Consider the following 15,422-nt stretch of genomic DNA (forward strand, 5'->3'; position numbering starts at 1 on the left):
CTGATATGCATGTGGAATTAATCATCGGAACGGCTGTGATCCTTGCCTCGATCGTGATGGCTGCGATTGGGTTCTGGCTGGCCGAGGGGATGGTTGCGCGGATGACGCCGTGGCTGTTGCGTGAACCGCACCGGCCCAAGCTGACGCTGGTTCTTGTGCTGGCGGTGCTGATGATCCTTGGGGTGTTTACGGCGACGGTGTGGCTGTGGGCGTTTACGTTCCTGTGGCTGGATCTGTTCAACACGCTTGAGGGCGCGGTCTATTTCGCCATCGTCGCCTTTACCACGCTGGGGTTCGGGGATGTGTTGCTGGACCCGGGTTGGCGCATCCTGGGCGGGATGACGGCGGCGAATGGGCTGTTGAACATGGGGCTATACACCGCGATGCTGGTCGAGCTGCTGCGCAGTGTGCGGTCAAACCAATTGTCGGGCTTGCCGAAACGGTCGGATTTTCCGGACTAGAGCGTGATCACAGGCCCACCGGCGGCGGCGGCGTCTTCATGATCATGTGTCACCATAAGCACCGGCAAATCCCGCGCGCGGGCATGGGTAAAGACCAAATCGCGCATCTGGGCGCGCAGGTCGGTGTCCAGCTTGGAAAACGCCTCATCTAGTAACAGCGCTTGCGGGTCGGACAGCAACATCCGCATCAATGCCACGCGCGCCTTTTGCCCGCCCGACAGGGTCGCGGGATCGCGGTCGGCCACACCGGGCAGGCCGATGTCGTTCAGGGCCGCGTCGATCACTGCGCGTCTGTCCTTGGCCCCACGCTGCAGCCCGAAGGCAAGGTTCGCGCCGACCGACAAATGCGGGAACAACAGTTCCTCTTGGAACAGGATGCCGATCCGGCGCGCGGGCGGGGGCAGGCGAGTCACATCGGTGCCGTTCAGGATCACCTGACCCGAGAACCGGAACGCGGGCGCCAAGGATCCAGTGATCGCCGCCAAAATGGTGGATTTTCCAACCCCGCTGGGCCCCATGATCGTGACGACCTGACCGGGGGCGACGGTGGTGTTGACGGTCACCAAGGGCGCGCCGTTGATCGTGATTTGCAGGTTTTGTAACTCTAGCCCGCGCATGGTCATGCCCTCATCCCCCGTCGATTGCGCCACAGCATCCGTGGCAAAAGCAGCGCGGCGGCAAAACCCAGCATCGCCGCGCCGGTTTGCACCAAACCGGTCACACCAATCACCCGACGATCCCCGCCCGAGGCCAGCGCGACCGCCTCGGTCGTGATAGTCTGCACACGTCCGCCCCCGATCAGCAGGGTGGGCAGGTATTGCCCCACCGACACGGCCAATCCAACCGCCAGCGCGGTCAGAACCGGCGCAACCATCATCGGCATCCGTATACGCCAGAACCGCGCGTTCGGCGTGACGCCCAAGGCCGCGCCGACCGTATCAAACCGTGCATCCCATTGCCGCCACGGTCCCGCCAGTGACAGGAACACATAGGGCAGCACAAACACCAGATGGCCCAGAACCACCATCCCCAGATGCGTCCCCCCACCAAGAAGCAGGGTAACCGCCTGCAATCCCGGCAAGAACGCCACCTGCGGCACCAACAGGGGCAGGTAGAGAATCCACAGGCTGCGGCTGGCGGGGGTGAGGGCGTGGCGATGCTCGGCCTCTAGACATGCGATCGTCAGGAAGAGGGCAATGCCCGTGGCCGCGCCCGCGATGACGAATGTCTGGCCTAGGGGGGCAATCAGGTTTGGACCGAACCGCATCCAGCTGCGGCTTGAGACTGCGTCGGGCAGGGCGTTCGGAAAGGACCAGAATCCCGCCACGGACCAGACCGCCAGACCGGCAAGGCCAAGGATCACCATCCCCGCCGAAATCGCCCCAAGGCCAAGGCCCGCCGCGCGGACGGCCCCGTCGCGGCGCATCCGGTGCCCGCCATCGATCGCGCGCAGACCGGCATAGGTCACGAACAGTTCCATCAACCGCCAGAGGCACAGAACACCGATCACAAGGGCCAGTTGCACCACCGCCCCCGCCGAGGCCACAAGACGCATGCTCAGGTCCGGATCGCCCATCCATTTCACGACCTGCACGGCCAACGGGGGCGGTGTGTTCGGCCCCAGAATGATCGCCACATCCACGACCGACAGGGAATAGGCCAGAACCGCGTAAACCGGCAGGCGGATGCGCGCATAAAGGCGGGGAAAGATCGCCTTGAACCAGCCCGCAACGCGCCCATAGCCAAGGGCGGCGGTGATGCGCAGGCTGTGCTCGGGCGCGGTCTGGGGCAGGGCGGCCAGCGACATCAGCATCAGGAACGGCACCTCTTTGGCCACCAGCCCCGCGATCATGGCCCAGCCGCCGGGGTCCTGTACGATCAACAGATCCGGTGGACGCTCCCACCCCGTGGCCCAAGGGGACAGGGCCCGCACGATCCAGCCCGAGGGCGCGATCAGGAAGGCAATCCCGAACGCCGCCGCCGCATGGGGCGCAGAGAGCAAGGGGGACAGCACCCGTTCGACCCAGCGAAACGCGCGCGTGCCATGCCATCCGGCCAGCAGAACCATGGTGATGATCAAGGACGCCGCCGTCGCCACCAGACCCGTGCGCAGGCTAAGGCTAAGGGCGGGCATGAACCCCGCCCAGTCAAACAGGTCGCGAAACGGCTGAACGCTCAGGGAGGTGCCCCCGACCGCCGGAAAATAGCCAAATCCCGGCGCGACCGTGCCGATGAGACCCGCCAGAACGGGCAGCAACAGCACGATCACCGTGATCGCCGGAAACAGGCGCAGCATTTATTGGGTCACGCCGTACCGTTTGACCCAATCCTCGGCCAGCGCGGTGGCCCAGCTGGGGTGCGGCTCGGCCAAGGTGGTGCCCAGTTCGGCGGGCGTCAGGGTCGCAACACCCAGATCAATCGCGTCAAACAGGGCGCGATCCTCGTCCGACAGGGCGTCCATCGACAGCACCGTGCCATAGCCCAGAACGGCGGGGTTCTGTGCGCGCGCCTGTGCCTCGGGCGACAGCAGGAAATTCGCCAGAACCATCGCACCCTCTTTGGCGGTCGCGTTATAGGGGATGGCGACAAAGCTGGCGTTGCCGATGGTGCCATTGTCGGTGACAAAGGTGCGCACCGTGTCGGGCAGTTCGCCGTTCTCAACCGCGTTCGAGGCGATATTGGGGTTGAAGGAAATCGCGACGTCGATCTCGCCATCGGCCATCAGCTGGATCTGACGCGGCCCGTTTTGCGGATAGGCCCGGCCCGAACGCCACAGGTTCGGCGTCAGATCGTCCAGATAGTCCCACAGGACCTGTGACACGGCGGGGTAATCGACATCCGCCACGGGTTTTTGCAACACGCTGGGATCGTCCAACAGATCATAGAGCGTCTGTTTCAGATAGGTGGTCCCAAGGAAATCCGGCGGCTGGGGAAAGGTGAACCGGCCCGGATTGGCGGCGGCAAATTCGGCAAAAGCCGCGGGCGTTGTCGGCGGGGACGGCAGGCGGGCGGTGTCATAATAATAGACCACCTGTGCCATGGCCCACGGGGATTCCAAGCCATCGGTCGGGACGGTGAAATCACCCACAACGGCGGGGTTTTCAACGGGGTTCACAAAAGCCCAGTTCGGCAGATCCGACGCCCACGGACCGAACAGCAACCCGTTCTCCTTCATCGAGGCAAAGTTCGCGCCGTTGATCCAGATAAGGTCGATCGCGCCCTGATCGTCTTGACCGGCGGTCTTTTCGGCCAAAACGCGGCTGACGGCATCGGCGGTGTCGGACAGTTTGACGTGCTCGACCGTGACGCCATAGCGTTCGGCCACCTGATCACCGGCCCATGCGATGAAATCGTTCGTGACGGTCGAACCGCCCCATGCGTTCCAATAGACGGTCTGACCTTCGGCGGCGGACAGGATGCTGTCCCAATCGGCGGGGGTCGGTTCGGCCAAGGCCGTGGTGCCGATCACTGCGGTGGCTGCTACGCTTGCCGCTAAAACTTTCATGTTCTTATCCTTTTTCGCATCCCGTTGCGCCGATATTGACCGAAAAAGGAACGCCCCCGCCACAGAAAAAATCCGTTTGGCGGGGGCGTTTGATAACAAATGCGCAAGCTTTGTGTCAGATCATGCCGCGCGACGCAGGGGCGCGCGCGCCTGTTCGACCAGTGTTTCGTGCAGCGCGGTGATCGCGCGGTCCTTGTCCGTGCGGGGCACGATGAACTGGGCGTCCACGTTGCGGGTGGTCTGTTGCACGGCCACCGGCACCACATCCGCCGTTTCCAGCGCCACCAGACCACGGGTCAGAACACGCAACCCGCCAAGGTCACGCCCGATCACGGCGACCACGGCCAGTTCGCTCTGGCTGAAATTCGCGCCGGGGAATTGGGCGACGATGTCTTGTTCGACACGGGCCAGACGTTCGGGCGTGCTGTCGACATAGTGGGTGATCGTATTGGCGTTCGAGGTCTTGGCGACAATGCGCACGTCATGGCGCGTCAGGATATCCAGCAGCGCCGCATCATAGCCTTTGACGCCGACCATATCCGGTTCGAACAGTTCAAGCGCCTGCACATTCAGACCCGTCACCATATCCACGCGCGGGGCGGGGGCAGGGGTGTCGTCAATGACGGTGCCCGGGTTGCCATGGTCAAACGCGTTGGTCACCCGCAGGGGGATGCCCGCCTGACGCAGCATCTTGGCCGCCTTGGGGTGGATCGCCTCCATCCCCATGTTCGACAGCTGATCCGCGACGTCATAATTCGTGTGGCCAATCGTGTGCACCGCATCCGTGCCGACCAGTTTGGGATCGGCCGAGGACAGGTGGAATTCCTTGTGGATGATCGCCTCGGACGCGGCGCTGTGCACGGCGATTTTGGCGAATGTCACCTCGGAATAGCCGCGGTCAAACTCGGTCATCAGCCCGCGACGGCATTTGGTATAGCCGGTGACGATGGGCAATTCTCGCGCGGGATCGACACCCGACAGGGCCGCCTGAATGCGTTGATCCAGCGTCAGGTCCGGCCCGTTGTCCCAGCCCGACAGATCGACGAACCGCGTGCTGAGGCCCGCGTCGCCCAGATAGAGCGACGCCACAAAGGCCGAATGCGCCTCACCCAGACCGGACAGCATTTCGCGCACCAGCTTGAACTGATCGTCCAGACGGAAATGTCCGTGGGCGCGCAGGCGTTCGAAATCGTCCAGGCAATCGCGCAGACCCGCCACGCGGTCGGTGACAAAGGCGCTTGCCCGTTGGATGTCGCCCTCGTCGGTCAGGATCGCGCTGTGCGTTTCGATCATCGTCGCGGCCACAGCGTCCAGCGCCGCGCGCCAGTCACCCGCCTCTGCGCCATCACGGAACAGGGCATAGACACCAGGCGTGCCGGTTTTCTTATGCTCAAGCAGCAGGTCGGTGATCCCGCCAAAGGCCGAGACCACAAAAATGCGGCCATAAGGGGTATCGGCATCACGGTTCAGGAACAGCGTGTCGCGCAGCTCCACGAGGCGGCTCATCGAAGTGCCGCCGATTTTTTCGACAGTATGTGTCACATGGTTTCGCCGCCCTGTGTTCAGGGGGCGTCCTCTATTAATCCGCAGGGGCGTAAGAGCCGTCTTCTTGGTGCACTTCGGTTCCCGTCACAGGCGGGTTAAAGCAGCACGCCATGACCAGTTCCTCATCCGCGCGCAGGGTGTGATGGTCATGCAGGTTCAGGGCATACATCACACCGGGGCGGATATCGTGGGTCTCGCCGGTGGCCAGATCGGTGATCGAGCCGGTGCCGGACATGCAATAGACGCTCTCAAAGTGGTGCTTGTAATGGAACGTGTGTTCCGATCCGGCGGCCAGCGTCGTGATGTGGAACGAAAACCCCATCTTGTCGTCGGCCAGTAGCATCCGCACGGACGTCCATTGCGCATCCGATACGGCGCGGTCGGTGTTCTTCAGTTCGTTAAAGTCGCGAATAATCATAGTCTTCTCTTATTCTGCTGCGATTTTCTGGGGCAGGACGGTGTCCACGGCGCGTTCCAGAATCTGCAGTCCTTCTTTGAATTGTTCCATCGGCGTGGTCAGCGGGGCCAGAACCTTGACCACCTCATCATGGGCGCCCGAGGTTTCGATGATAAGGCCGTTGTCGAAACATTCGGCACAAATCAGACCGGCCAGTTCGCCCGAACCGACGTCGACACCCTGCATCATCGCACGGCCCTTCAGGGTCGCGCCGGGGATGCGGGCGGCAATCGCGTTCAGGCGCTCTTCGAGCACTTGGCTCTTCAATGCGATCTGGTTGCGGAACCGGTCGTCGGACCAGAATTTTTCCAGCGCGACGCGCGCGGTCACAAAGGCATGGGTGTTGCCGCGGAAGGTGCCGTTGTGTTCGGCGGGCGACCAGATATCCAGTTCCGGTTTCAGCAACAGCGCCGCAAAGGGCAGGCCAAAGCCTGACAGTGATTTCGCCAGCGTGACCATGTCGGGTTCAACCCCCATCTGGTCAAAGCTGAAGAAGCTGCCGCTGCGGCCCAGTCCGGCTTGGATGTCGTCCACGATCAGCAGGGCGCCATGTTTCTTAGCGAGGGCTGCAATGCCCTGAACCCATGCGGGCGTAGCGGCGTTCAGACCGCCTTCGCCTTGGATCAGTTCGACGATGAACGCGGCAGGGGCGTCCATGCCCGAGGACGGGTTGCCCAGCATTTCTTCGATGATCGGCAGGGTGTCGACATCGGGGCCGAATGCGCCCTCGAACGGCAGGTGGGTGACGTTGCCAAGGGGCACGCCACTGCCGCCGCGCTTGCCCGAGTTACCGGTCAGCGCCAGCGAGCCAAGCGTCATGCCGTGAAACCCGTTGGTAAAGGCGACGACGTTCTGGCGGCCCGTGACCTTGCGCGCCAGTTTCAGGGCGGCCTCAACCGCGTTGGTGCCGGTCGGGCCGGTCATCATCACCTTGTGGTCCATGTCACGCGGTTTCAGGATCAGGTCCTCAAACGTGCTCAGGAACGCGGCTTTGGCGTCGGTGTACATGTCCAGAGCATGGGTGATGCCGTCGCCGGCAATATGCTCGATCAGGGCCATTTTCATGTCCGGATCGTTGTGCCCATAGTTCAGGGACGAACACCCCGACAGAAAGTCGATGTATTCGCGGCCTTCCGTGTCGCGCAGCGTGCTGCCCGTCGCGGTGGTGAAAACGGTGTCAAACGCGCGGCAGTACGAGCGGACCTCGGATTCGCGGGTTTCAAAAATAGTGGTGTCGCCTGTCGATACAGTCGTCATAACAAGTCCTTGCTTGTGAAATCTTGGATAAATGGGGGCGGGGTTAGGCGGCTTTGGCCGTCACCGCGTTATCAAGCGTGATGGTCACCATGTGTTCGCTGTCATGCGCGCCGCCAAAGTGGCGCTCGCGGCAAAAGTGCAGCTCATCGCTGAGGCGGCCCCCGATGGAATTGGCAAAGGCACGGAAGAGACCCCACGACGCGTCATTGTCACGCGTGATCGTGGTTTGCATGCGGCTGACATCGGCGCAGACCTCGCGGTCCACGATGTGGCGCAGCATCCGCCGCCCCAGACCCTGACCCCGTGCGGCCGAGGACACAGCGACCTGCCACACAAACAGGGTCTCGGGATCGTCAGGGACGATATAGCCCGAAATCCAGCCGACGATCTGGCCGTCTTGCTCGGCCACGACGCAGGTGTCGGCGAAATGATCGCATTGCAGGAGATTGCAGTACATCGAGTTACGATCCAGCGGCGCACAGTCGGCCACAAGGTTCCAAATCGCTTCGCCGTCGCCGCGTACGGGCTGACGAAAGGAAATGGGTCCACGGGACGATGGTTTGGCTGGCTGCATGATCTCTTCCTCTTTTCCGTTCGTTGGGGGATATATACTTAGTCTTACAAAATTTCAACAACCTAAGTAAAAATTCATAAAATCATCAAAAATAGGGTAAAAATCATTAGTAATACAATTATTTTCCTGTCAGGAAAGGTTAATGGTGCTTTGTTTGGCTGACGAAATATCTGGTTGCAGGGGCGCGCGATTACCGGTTCACTGGACCATAGAAAAATGCATGAGGACCTTGTGAACAGAACGGATGTCAGCCTGATCGCCCTGCGCCGGATTTTACGCGCGACCGAGATTTATGGCCGCGAACTGGCCAAGGCTGCGGGACTGACCGCGGTGCAAATCCGCGTGTTGCAGGTTCTGGCCGAAACGGACCACACCACGCCCAAGGCGCTGTCCTCGCGCATGGGGGTGTCGCAGGCGACGATCACCACGCTGATTGACCGGATGGTGGCCAAGGGGTTGGTTGAGCGTCAGCGCTCGGAAACCGACCGGCGGCAGATGAACCTGTTCATCACCACGGCGGGGCGCGAGGCCATCGACCGCGCACCCGATCCGTTGCAAGAGCGTTATATCAAAGAATTCAACCGTCTACCCGATTGGGAGCAGGCCATGATCGTGGCCGCCCTGGAACGTGTGGCGGGGCTATTGAACGCAGGCGACATCGACGCGTCGCCGGTTCTCGATCACGGCGATATCAAGCGCTAGTACCATCGGCCGCGCCCGTCGCCCCTTGAAGGTCGGCGGACGCAGCCCTAAGACTCTTTTTGGTTTCTCGGGCTTAGGATGCCCAAAGCAACAGGCAGGCACACATGAACGATCCTATTGAAACGTATATGAACCTTGTCCCCATGGTGGTCGAACAGACCTCGCGCGGGGAACGGGCCTATGACATTTTCTCGCGCCTTCTGAAAGAGCGTATCATCTTTGTAACCGGCCCCGTGCATGACGGCATGGCCAGCCTGATCGTGGCACAGTTGTTGCACCTAGAGGCGGAGAACCCGTCCAAGGAAATCTCGATGTACATCAACAGCCCTGGCGGCGTCGTGACATCCGGTCTGTCGATCTATGACACGATGCAATACATCAAGCCCAAGGTCTCGACCCTTGTTGTCGGGCAGGCGGCGTCGATGGGCTCGCTCTTGCTGGCGGCGGGTGAATCCGGCATGCGCTTCTCGCTGCCGAACTCGCGTATCATGGTGCACCAGCCCTCGGGCGGCTATCAGGGTCAGGCGACGGATATCATGATCCACGCCCAAGAGACGCAAAAGCTGAAGGATCGGTTGAACTCGATCTATGTCAAACACACCGGCCGCAAAATGAAAGAGGTGGTCGACGCTCTGGAACGCGACAACTTTATGGATCCCGAACAGGCCAAAGACTGGGGTCTGATCGACGAGATCGTCGAAAATCGCGTCAAAGGCGACGAAGGCGCATAAGCGTGAACTGAACTTGGGCACAACGCGTGATTTTGGCGTTGTGCCCGCAAAATCTCTGCCCTAGGCTGGAGGTGTAACACACGTTCAGGACAGGGCGGGCCCCGTAAAACGGCGGGGCACAGCCTTAGAGGATTATCATGGCGAACACTTCCGGCAGCGACTCGAAAAACACGCTCTACTGCTCCTTTTGCGGCAAGAGCCAACACGAGGTTCGCAAACTGATCGCCGGTCCCACCGTTTTCATCTGTGATGAATGCGTGGAACTGTGCATGGATATCATCCGTGAAGAGACCAAATCCTCGGCTCTGAAATCCTCGGACGGTGTGCCGACCCCCAAAGAAATCTGTGAGGTTCTGGACGATTACGTGATCGGTCAGGCCCATGCGAAACGGGTTCTGTCGGTGGCGGTGCACAACCACTATAAACGCCTGAACCACGCGTCGAAATCCGGTGAGATTGAGCTGGCGAAATCCAACATCATGCTGATCGGTCCGACCGGTTGCGGTAAGACGCTGCTGGCGCAGACGCTGGCGCGTATTCTGGATGTGCCGTTTACCATGGCCGATGCCACCACTCTGACCGAGGCCGGCTATGTCGGTGAGGACGTTGAGAACATCATCCTGAAACTGCTGCAGGCCAGCGAATATAACGTCGAACGCGCCCAACGCGGCATCGTCTATATCGACGAGGTCGACAAGATCACGCGCAAATCCGACAACCCCTCGATCACCCGCGACGTGTCGGGCGAGGGCGTTCAGCAGGCCCTGCTGAAGATCATGGAAGGCACGGTCGCAAGCGTTCCGCCCCAAGGTGGCCGCAAGCACCCGCAACAGGAATTCCTGCAGGTCGACACGACCAACATCCTGTTCATCTGTGGCGGCGCATTTGCCGGTCTGGAAAAGATCATCGCGCAGCGCGGTAAAGGGTCGGCCATCGGCTTTGGTGCCGAGGTCAAGGAAAACGACACCCGCGGCGTGGGCGAGATGTTCAATGAGCTTGAGCCCGAGGATCTGCTGAAATTCGGTCTGATCCCCGAATTCGTCGGTCGTCTGCCCGTGATTGCCACGCTGCAGGATCTGGATGAGGACGCTCTGGTCACCATCCTGACCCAGCCGAAGAACGCTCTGGTCAAACAGTACCAGCGCCTGTTCGAACTCGAAGACACCACGCTGACCTTTACCGACGATGCCTTGATGGCGATTGCCAAACGCGCCATCGAACGCAAGACCGGTGCACGTGGCCTGCGCTCGATCATGGAAGACATCCTGCTGGACACGATGTTCGACCTGCCGGGCATGGAAGAGGTGACCGAGGTCGTCGTCAACGAAGAGGCCGTCACTTCCGACGCCAACCCGCTGATGATCTACGGCGACAGCGAGAAAAAAGAAAACGCCAGCGCCAGCTAAGTCCGCGCTGAGACGACATCGAAAACCCCGCCGCGCGCATCGCCGGCGGGGTTTTTTCTTGGCCCTGCCGATTTGATCTGGACGCGGACACGGACCCGATGCACATGGGGAAAAACACGCGTTCAGAGAGGACACACCATGTCGCGCAAATTGATTTCGTCCGGTTCCCCGTTTGAAGCCAAGATCGGCTATTCCCGTGCCGTGGTTCAAGATGGCTGGGTGTTCGTGTCGGGCACCACGGGCTATGACTATGACACCATGACCATGCCCGCCGATGTTGCGGATCAGTGCCGCAATGCGCTGAACACGATCAAAGGCGCGCTGGAACAGGGCGGGGCACGGATGGAGGACGTCGTTCGCGTGACCTATATCCTGCCCGAGGGGAAAGATTTTGAGGCCTGTTTCCCCGTGCTGCAGGAATTCTTTGGCGAGATCCGTCCGGCGGCGACGATGATTTCCTGCCCGCTGCTGGACCCCGAAATGAAGATCGAGATCGAAGTGACCGCGCGCCAGACGCAGGAATAAGCCGATCTGGCCCATTGTGCGCGCCTTGGCACTGGACCTTGGCGCGTCAATGGTCCATATGGAATGGGATAGCTACCGGAGGGTTTCATGGGCATTGTGAATGGTCTTCTTCGTCTGGTGACCTGGTGGAACGGCCAGACCATCGGCACCCAAATCTTCACCGCGCGCAAAGGCGTCAAAGTCGGTGAGGACGATCAGGGCAATGTCTATTACACGACCCGCGACGGTGGCCGCCGTTGGGTGATCTACAACGGTGAGGTCGAGGCAAGCCGCATCAGCGCCGATTGGCATGGCTGGCTGCACCACACCTACGACCAACCCCCGACCGAGGCGCCCCTTGCGCACAAGTCGTGGGAACAACCCCATTCCGAGAACCTGACCGGTACCGCGCTGGCCTATGCGCCTGCGGGCTCGCTGCGTCGTCCCGATCCGGTGGAACGCCGCGATTACGAGGCTTGGCAGCCGGAATAAGGGCCCGTTTCGATGGCTGAAAACGCGACAGAGGTGGCTGTAGGCGGTGCCGTATTGGCGGCGGCTGCGGGCTTTTTGTTTTACGTCGTGAACGCGACCGGCGTCGGCAGCACCCCCAGCGGTGTGTACGAGCTGGGCGCGTCGTTCCGCTCGGTCCAAGGGATCGCCGTGGGCACCGATGTGCGCATGGCGGGTGTCAAAATCGGCACCGTCACCGGTCTGGATCTGAACCCCACGACATTTCGCGCGGATACGACCTTTACGGTGCAGGACGACATCCTGTTGCCCGACGACAGCGGTATCATCGTCGCGTCCGAGGGCTTGCTGGGCGGGAACTTCATCGAAATCGTTCCCGGTGGGTCGCCCATCAATCTGGAACCCGGAGAAGAGATCATCGACACCCAAGGGGCCGTCGGCTTGATCGAGTTGCTGACGAAATTCGTTGGCGCGGCGGCGGGGGATAGCTGATGCGCGGCGCGCTGTGCGGGACCGTGGTTGCGGGTGTGATGGCGGGGGCCGCGTGGGCCCAAGACATCACGGTCGAACCGCTGCCGCCTATCGACCAGAGCGAACCGACGTTGGAATATTCGCCTCTTCCGCAGGATGAATTCGTCACCGAAGAAACACAGGTTGAGGTGTCCACGGGCACCGGCGCGGTGATCCGCGTTCTGGACCGTGTGTCGGGTCAGGTGGCCGAGATTGATCTGCCCAACAACACCAAGACCGGCTACCAGCGCATTGAGATCGCCCTTGGCGAATGCCGCTTTCCGACCGATGATCCGGCCAGTGACGCGTTCGCCTATCTGACGGTCACCAATGTTGGTGAGGGCGACGTGGCCTTTGCCGGTTGGATGATCGCGTCCAGCCCCGCGCTGAGCGCGCTGGACCACCCGCGTTACGACGTCTGGGTCATCCGTTGCACCAACGCCTGAGGCGTCGGGGTGTCGACCCCATGGAAATCGGCAACATCCTCTAACGCATCGGCCAAACGCGCCTTATAGTCTGCGCGCGGGATTTCGATCCCGCCCAGCGTGGCAAGGTGATCGGTCAGGAACTGCGTATCAAACAGGTCGTATCCCGCCCGTTCCAACCGATCCATCAAATAGGCCAGCGCGATTTTCGACCCGCCTGTTTGGCGCGAAAACATGCTCTCGCCAAAGAACGCCCGCCCCAGCGCGACCCCGTAGACCCCGCCAAACAGTTTGCCATTGGCGTCATAGACCTCAACGCTGTGGGCGAAACCGGCGGCAAACAGGTCGGTGTAGAGGTCAAAGATCAGATCGTTGATCCATGTCTCGGGCCGGTCGGCACAGGCGTCCACCACGTCCGCGAACGCCGTATCGAACCGCACCTCATGCGGCATGCGGGTGATCTGGCGGCGCAGGCTGCGGGACATGTGAAACCCGCCGATGGGGATGATGCCGCGTTCGCGCGGGTCGACCCAGAACAGGTCCGGATCGTCGCGCGACTCCGCCATGGGGAAAATTCCGGACGCATAGGCGTTCAGCAAAATTTCAGGGGTCAGGGTAAAATCGCGCATGGTTCAGATGTGGGGCTATGGCCCGATTGGAGCAAGCCAATTGTTTGACGACAGGGGGCATACCTTTGTCGGTGTGGTCAAAAAAACAGGCGTCCGATGGACGGACGCCTGTGCAATAACCGGTTTGAAAACCTCAGGCGTTTAGCCCTGATAGGTCTCCAGCCATTTTTCCAGCCAGTGAATGTTGTAGTTCCCTGTCTGGACGTCTTCCTCGGCCAAGAGCGCATGGAAGAGCGGGATCGTGGTGTCGATACCGTCGACGATCAGCTCACCCAAGGCACGCTCTAGACGGGCCAGCGCCTCACGACGGTCGCGACCGTGCACGATCAGTTTGCCGATCAGGCTGTCGTAATAGGGCGGGATTGAATAGCCGTCATACAGCGCCGAATCCATCCGCACACCCAGACCGCCGGGCGCATGGAACGCCGTGATCTTGCCGGGGCAGGGGGTGAAGGACGGCAGACGCTCGGCGTTGATACGCACCTCAATCGCGTGACCCGACAGTTGCAGGTCCTCTTGGGCAAAGGACATCTTCATGCCCTCGGCCACGCGGATTTGTTCGCGCACCAGATCGACGCCAAAGATGCCTTCGGTGACGGGGTGTTCCACCTGCAGACGGGTGTTCATTTCGATGAAATAGAACTCGCCATCCTCATAGAGGAATTCGATCGTCCCCGCGCCGCGATAGCCCATTTCGGCGATGGCGTTGGCACAGATGGTGCCGATGCGCTCACGCTCTTCGGGGGTGATGCAGGGGCCGGGGGCCTCTTCAAAGACCTTCTGGTGACGACGCTGTAGCGAGCAGTCGCGCTCGCCCAGATGGACGCCACCGCCTTGGCCGTCGCCAAACACCTGAATTTCGATGTGACGCGGCTTCTGGAGGTACTTCTCCATGTACACTTCGTCATTCCCGAAAGCGGCTTTGGCTTCGCTGCGGGCCGTTTGGAAGGCGGTTTCCAGATCGGCCTCGGTCGTGGCGACCTTCATGCCACGGCCACCACCACCGGCGGTCGCCTTGATGATCACCGGATAGCCCATGTCGGCGGCCACGCGTTTGGCGGTCTCGACGTCGGGCACACCCCCGTCCGAGCCCGGTACAACCGGAATACCCAGCGCCTTGGCGGTGTCTTTGGCGGTGATCTTATCGCCCATCTGGCGGATATGTTCCGCCGAGGGGCCGATAAAGGTGATGTCGTGATCTTCTAGGATCTGAACGAAACTGGCGTTCTCGGACAGGAACCCATAGCCGGGGTGAATCGCATCCGCGCCGGTGATTTCACAGGCCGACACAATCGCCGGAATCGACAGATAGGATTGCGTGCCCGAGGGCGGGCCGATGCAAACGGCCTCATCCGCCATACGCACGTGCATCGCGTCGGCATCGGCGGTTGAATGCACCGCAACCGATTTGATGCCCATCTCACGACAGGCGCGGATGACGCGCAGGGCGATCTCGCCGCGGTTGGCAATCAGGATTTTCTCGAACATGGGAGGCCCCTTATTCGATGATCATCAGAGGGGCGCCGAATTCGACAGGGGTGCCATCCTCGATGAAGATGCGCTTGACCGTGCCGGCATGGGGGGCGGGGATGTGGTTCATGGTCTTCATCGCCTCGACGATCAGGATCGTCTGGCCCTCGGCCACCTTGTCACCCACGGCAACAAAGGATTTCGCGCCGGGCTCGGGCTGTAGATAGGCCGTGCCAACCATGGGCGAGGTCACCGCGCCGGGCAGTTGTGCGGGATCTTCGGGTGTCTCGGCGGCTGCCGGAGCAGCGGCGGGCGCTGCAGCGGGGGCCGCAACCGCAACGGGGGCTGCGGCGGCAGGGGCGGCGACCGGTGCCGGGGCCGCACGCGAGACACGCACGTCCAGACTGTCGTCTTCGGCGTATTCACGTTTTACCTGTAGCTCGGTCAGGTCGTTTTCACGCAGCAATTCTGCCAGGGCCTGAATAAAGGCCACATCCGCGTCATGGGAATGTTTGGTCATACCGTCCTCGATGGTGCTCTTGCGCCCACGTTTTTCGTGGGATCCGCGCCTTTTGATCGGGCCGGTTATACGCGACCAAAGCAGCAGAGAAAAGCATCCATTGACGGTTTCGTGTGATGAAACGGGGGGAATTGGTGCGAAATTCGCGTCAAATCGGGGCGGATCGTCTGAAACGCGGGGCGGGGTTCGGCCTGCTGTTCAGAAAAAACGGGCCTTTGAGGGCGTGGCGTTGAAATCCGGTGAACGGGACCCTTGTGC

18 protein-coding genes are annotated in these 15,422 nt (G+C 61.3%); 8 read left to right on the plus strand and 10 right to left on the minus strand.

The window, feature by feature from the left end; translation table 11 throughout:
- The first annotated feature begins 5 nt into the window (after nt 1–5).
- Nucleotides 6–461: a potassium channel family protein gene (locus R1W00_RS05940; RefSeq protein ID WP_317261810.1), complete on the plus strand. Its 456-nt coding sequence runs from the start codon at nt 6–8 to the stop codon at nt 459–461.
- Here R1W00_RS05940 and R1W00_RS05945 read toward each other — a convergent pair.
- The 7 genes from R1W00_RS05945 to ectA form a co-directional block, all read right to left on the minus strand.
- Nucleotides 458–1,084, minus strand: coding sequence for an ATP-binding cassette domain-containing protein (locus R1W00_RS05945; protein ID WP_317261811.1), 627 nt, complete (start codon nt 1,082–1,084; stop codon nt 458–460). The two genes, R1W00_RS05940 and R1W00_RS05945, sit on opposite strands and share 4 nt — an antisense overlap.
- Nucleotides 1,081–2,757, minus strand: coding sequence for an ABC transporter permease (locus R1W00_RS05950; RefSeq protein ID WP_317261812.1), 1,677 nt, complete (start codon nt 2,755–2,757; stop codon nt 1,081–1,083). Before R1W00_RS05950 ends, R1W00_RS05945 begins: the two co-directional genes overlap by 4 nt.
- Nucleotides 2,758–3,966 carry an ABC transporter substrate-binding protein gene (locus tag R1W00_RS05955; RefSeq protein WP_317261813.1) on the minus strand — a complete coding sequence of 403 codons (1,209 nt, stop codon included), beginning with the start codon at nt 3,964–3,966 and terminating at the stop codon, nt 2,758–2,760. It abuts the gene before it with no gap.
- Nucleotides 3,967–4,086: 120 nt separating this feature from the next.
- Nucleotides 4,087–5,508 carry an aspartate kinase gene (locus R1W00_RS05960; protein ID WP_317261814.1) on the minus strand — a complete coding sequence of 474 codons (1,422 nt, stop codon included), beginning with the start codon at nt 5,506–5,508 and terminating at the stop codon, nt 4,087–4,089.
- A gap of 37 nt (nt 5,509–5,545) precedes the next feature.
- The gene (locus R1W00_RS05965; protein ID WP_317261815.1) at nt 5,546–5,929 is read right to left on the minus strand and encodes an ectoine synthase; all 384 of its coding nucleotides are present in this window, start codon (nt 5,927–5,929) and stop codon (nt 5,546–5,548) included.
- Nucleotides 5,930–5,938: 9 nt separating this feature from the next.
- Entirely contained in the window at nt 5,939–7,225 is a 1,287-nt protein-coding gene (gene ectB / locus R1W00_RS05970) for a diaminobutyrate--2-oxoglutarate transaminase (protein ID WP_317261816.1), read from the minus strand.
- Between the two features lie 43 nt (nt 7,226–7,268).
- Nucleotides 7,269–7,799: a diaminobutyrate acetyltransferase gene (gene ectA, locus R1W00_RS05975; protein ID WP_317261817.1), complete on the minus strand. Its 531-nt coding sequence runs from the start codon at nt 7,797–7,799 to the stop codon at nt 7,269–7,271.
- A 231-nt stretch (nt 7,800–8,030) separates the two neighbouring features.
- Between ectA and R1W00_RS05980 the strand changes: the two genes are divergently transcribed.
- The 7 genes from R1W00_RS05980 to R1W00_RS06010 all read left to right on the plus strand — a co-directional run bounded on the left by R1W00_RS05980 (nt 8,031) and on the right by R1W00_RS06010 (nt 12,566).
- The gene (locus R1W00_RS05980; RefSeq protein WP_410901528.1) at nt 8,031–8,501 is read left to right on the plus strand and encodes a MarR family winged helix-turn-helix transcriptional regulator; all 471 of its coding nucleotides are present in this window, start codon (nt 8,031–8,033) and stop codon (nt 8,499–8,501) included.
- Between the two features lie 104 nt (nt 8,502–8,605).
- A complete protein-coding gene (locus R1W00_RS05985; RefSeq protein WP_317261819.1) occupies nt 8,606–9,232 on the plus strand; it encodes an ATP-dependent Clp protease proteolytic subunit in 627 nt (208 codons plus the stop codon).
- 137 nt (nt 9,233–9,369) lie between these two features.
- Nucleotides 9,370–10,638: an ATP-dependent Clp protease ATP-binding subunit ClpX gene (gene clpX, locus R1W00_RS05990; RefSeq protein ID WP_317261820.1), complete on the plus strand. Its 1,269-nt coding sequence runs from the start codon at nt 9,370–9,372 to the stop codon at nt 10,636–10,638.
- 138 nt (nt 10,639–10,776) lie between these two features.
- On the plus strand, nt 10,777–11,163 hold the full coding sequence (locus tag R1W00_RS05995) for a RidA family protein (RefSeq protein WP_317261821.1): 387 nt from the start codon (nt 10,777–10,779) through the stop codon (nt 11,161–11,163).
- An 87-nt stretch (nt 11,164–11,250) separates the two neighbouring features.
- The gene (locus R1W00_RS06000) at nt 11,251–11,634 is read left to right on the plus strand and encodes an NADH:ubiquinone oxidoreductase subunit NDUFA12 (RefSeq protein ID WP_317261822.1); all 384 of its coding nucleotides are present in this window, start codon (nt 11,251–11,253) and stop codon (nt 11,632–11,634) included.
- A 12-nt stretch (nt 11,635–11,646) separates the two neighbouring features.
- Nucleotides 11,647–12,102 (plus strand): outer membrane lipid asymmetry maintenance protein MlaD, encoded by a 456-nt coding sequence (gene mlaD / locus R1W00_RS06005; RefSeq protein WP_317261823.1) that lies wholly within the window; start codon nt 11,647–11,649, stop codon nt 12,100–12,102.
- A complete protein-coding gene (locus tag R1W00_RS06010; protein WP_317261824.1) occupies nt 12,102–12,566 on the plus strand; it encodes a DUF2155 domain-containing protein in 465 nt (154 codons plus the stop codon). Before mlaD ends, R1W00_RS06010 begins: the two co-directional genes overlap by 1 nt.
- Here R1W00_RS06010 and aat read toward each other — a convergent pair.
- From aat to accB, 3 genes are all read right to left on the minus strand, one after another.
- Entirely contained in the window at nt 12,530–13,174 is a 645-nt protein-coding gene (gene aat / locus R1W00_RS06015) for a leucyl/phenylalanyl-tRNA--protein transferase (protein WP_317261825.1), read from the minus strand. The two genes, R1W00_RS06010 and aat, sit on opposite strands and share 37 nt — an antisense overlap.
- A gap of 141 nt (nt 13,175–13,315) precedes the next feature.
- Nucleotides 13,316–14,662, minus strand: coding sequence for an acetyl-CoA carboxylase biotin carboxylase subunit (gene accC, locus R1W00_RS06020; RefSeq protein WP_317261826.1), 1,347 nt, complete (start codon nt 14,660–14,662; stop codon nt 13,316–13,318).
- A gap of 10 nt (nt 14,663–14,672) precedes the next feature.
- Complete coding sequence (gene accB / locus R1W00_RS06025) at nt 14,673–15,164, minus strand: acetyl-CoA carboxylase biotin carboxyl carrier protein (RefSeq protein WP_317261827.1); 492 nt, start codon at nt 15,162–15,164, stop codon at nt 14,673–14,675.
- Between the last annotated feature and the right edge of the window lie 258 nt (nt 15,165–15,422).

Origin of the sequence: Rhodovulum sp. FJ3 (genome assembly GCF_032918305.1) — a bacterium.
In the GTDB taxonomy this organism is placed as follows: Bacteria; Pseudomonadota; Alphaproteobacteria; order Rhodobacterales; family Rhodobacteraceae; genus SAT37.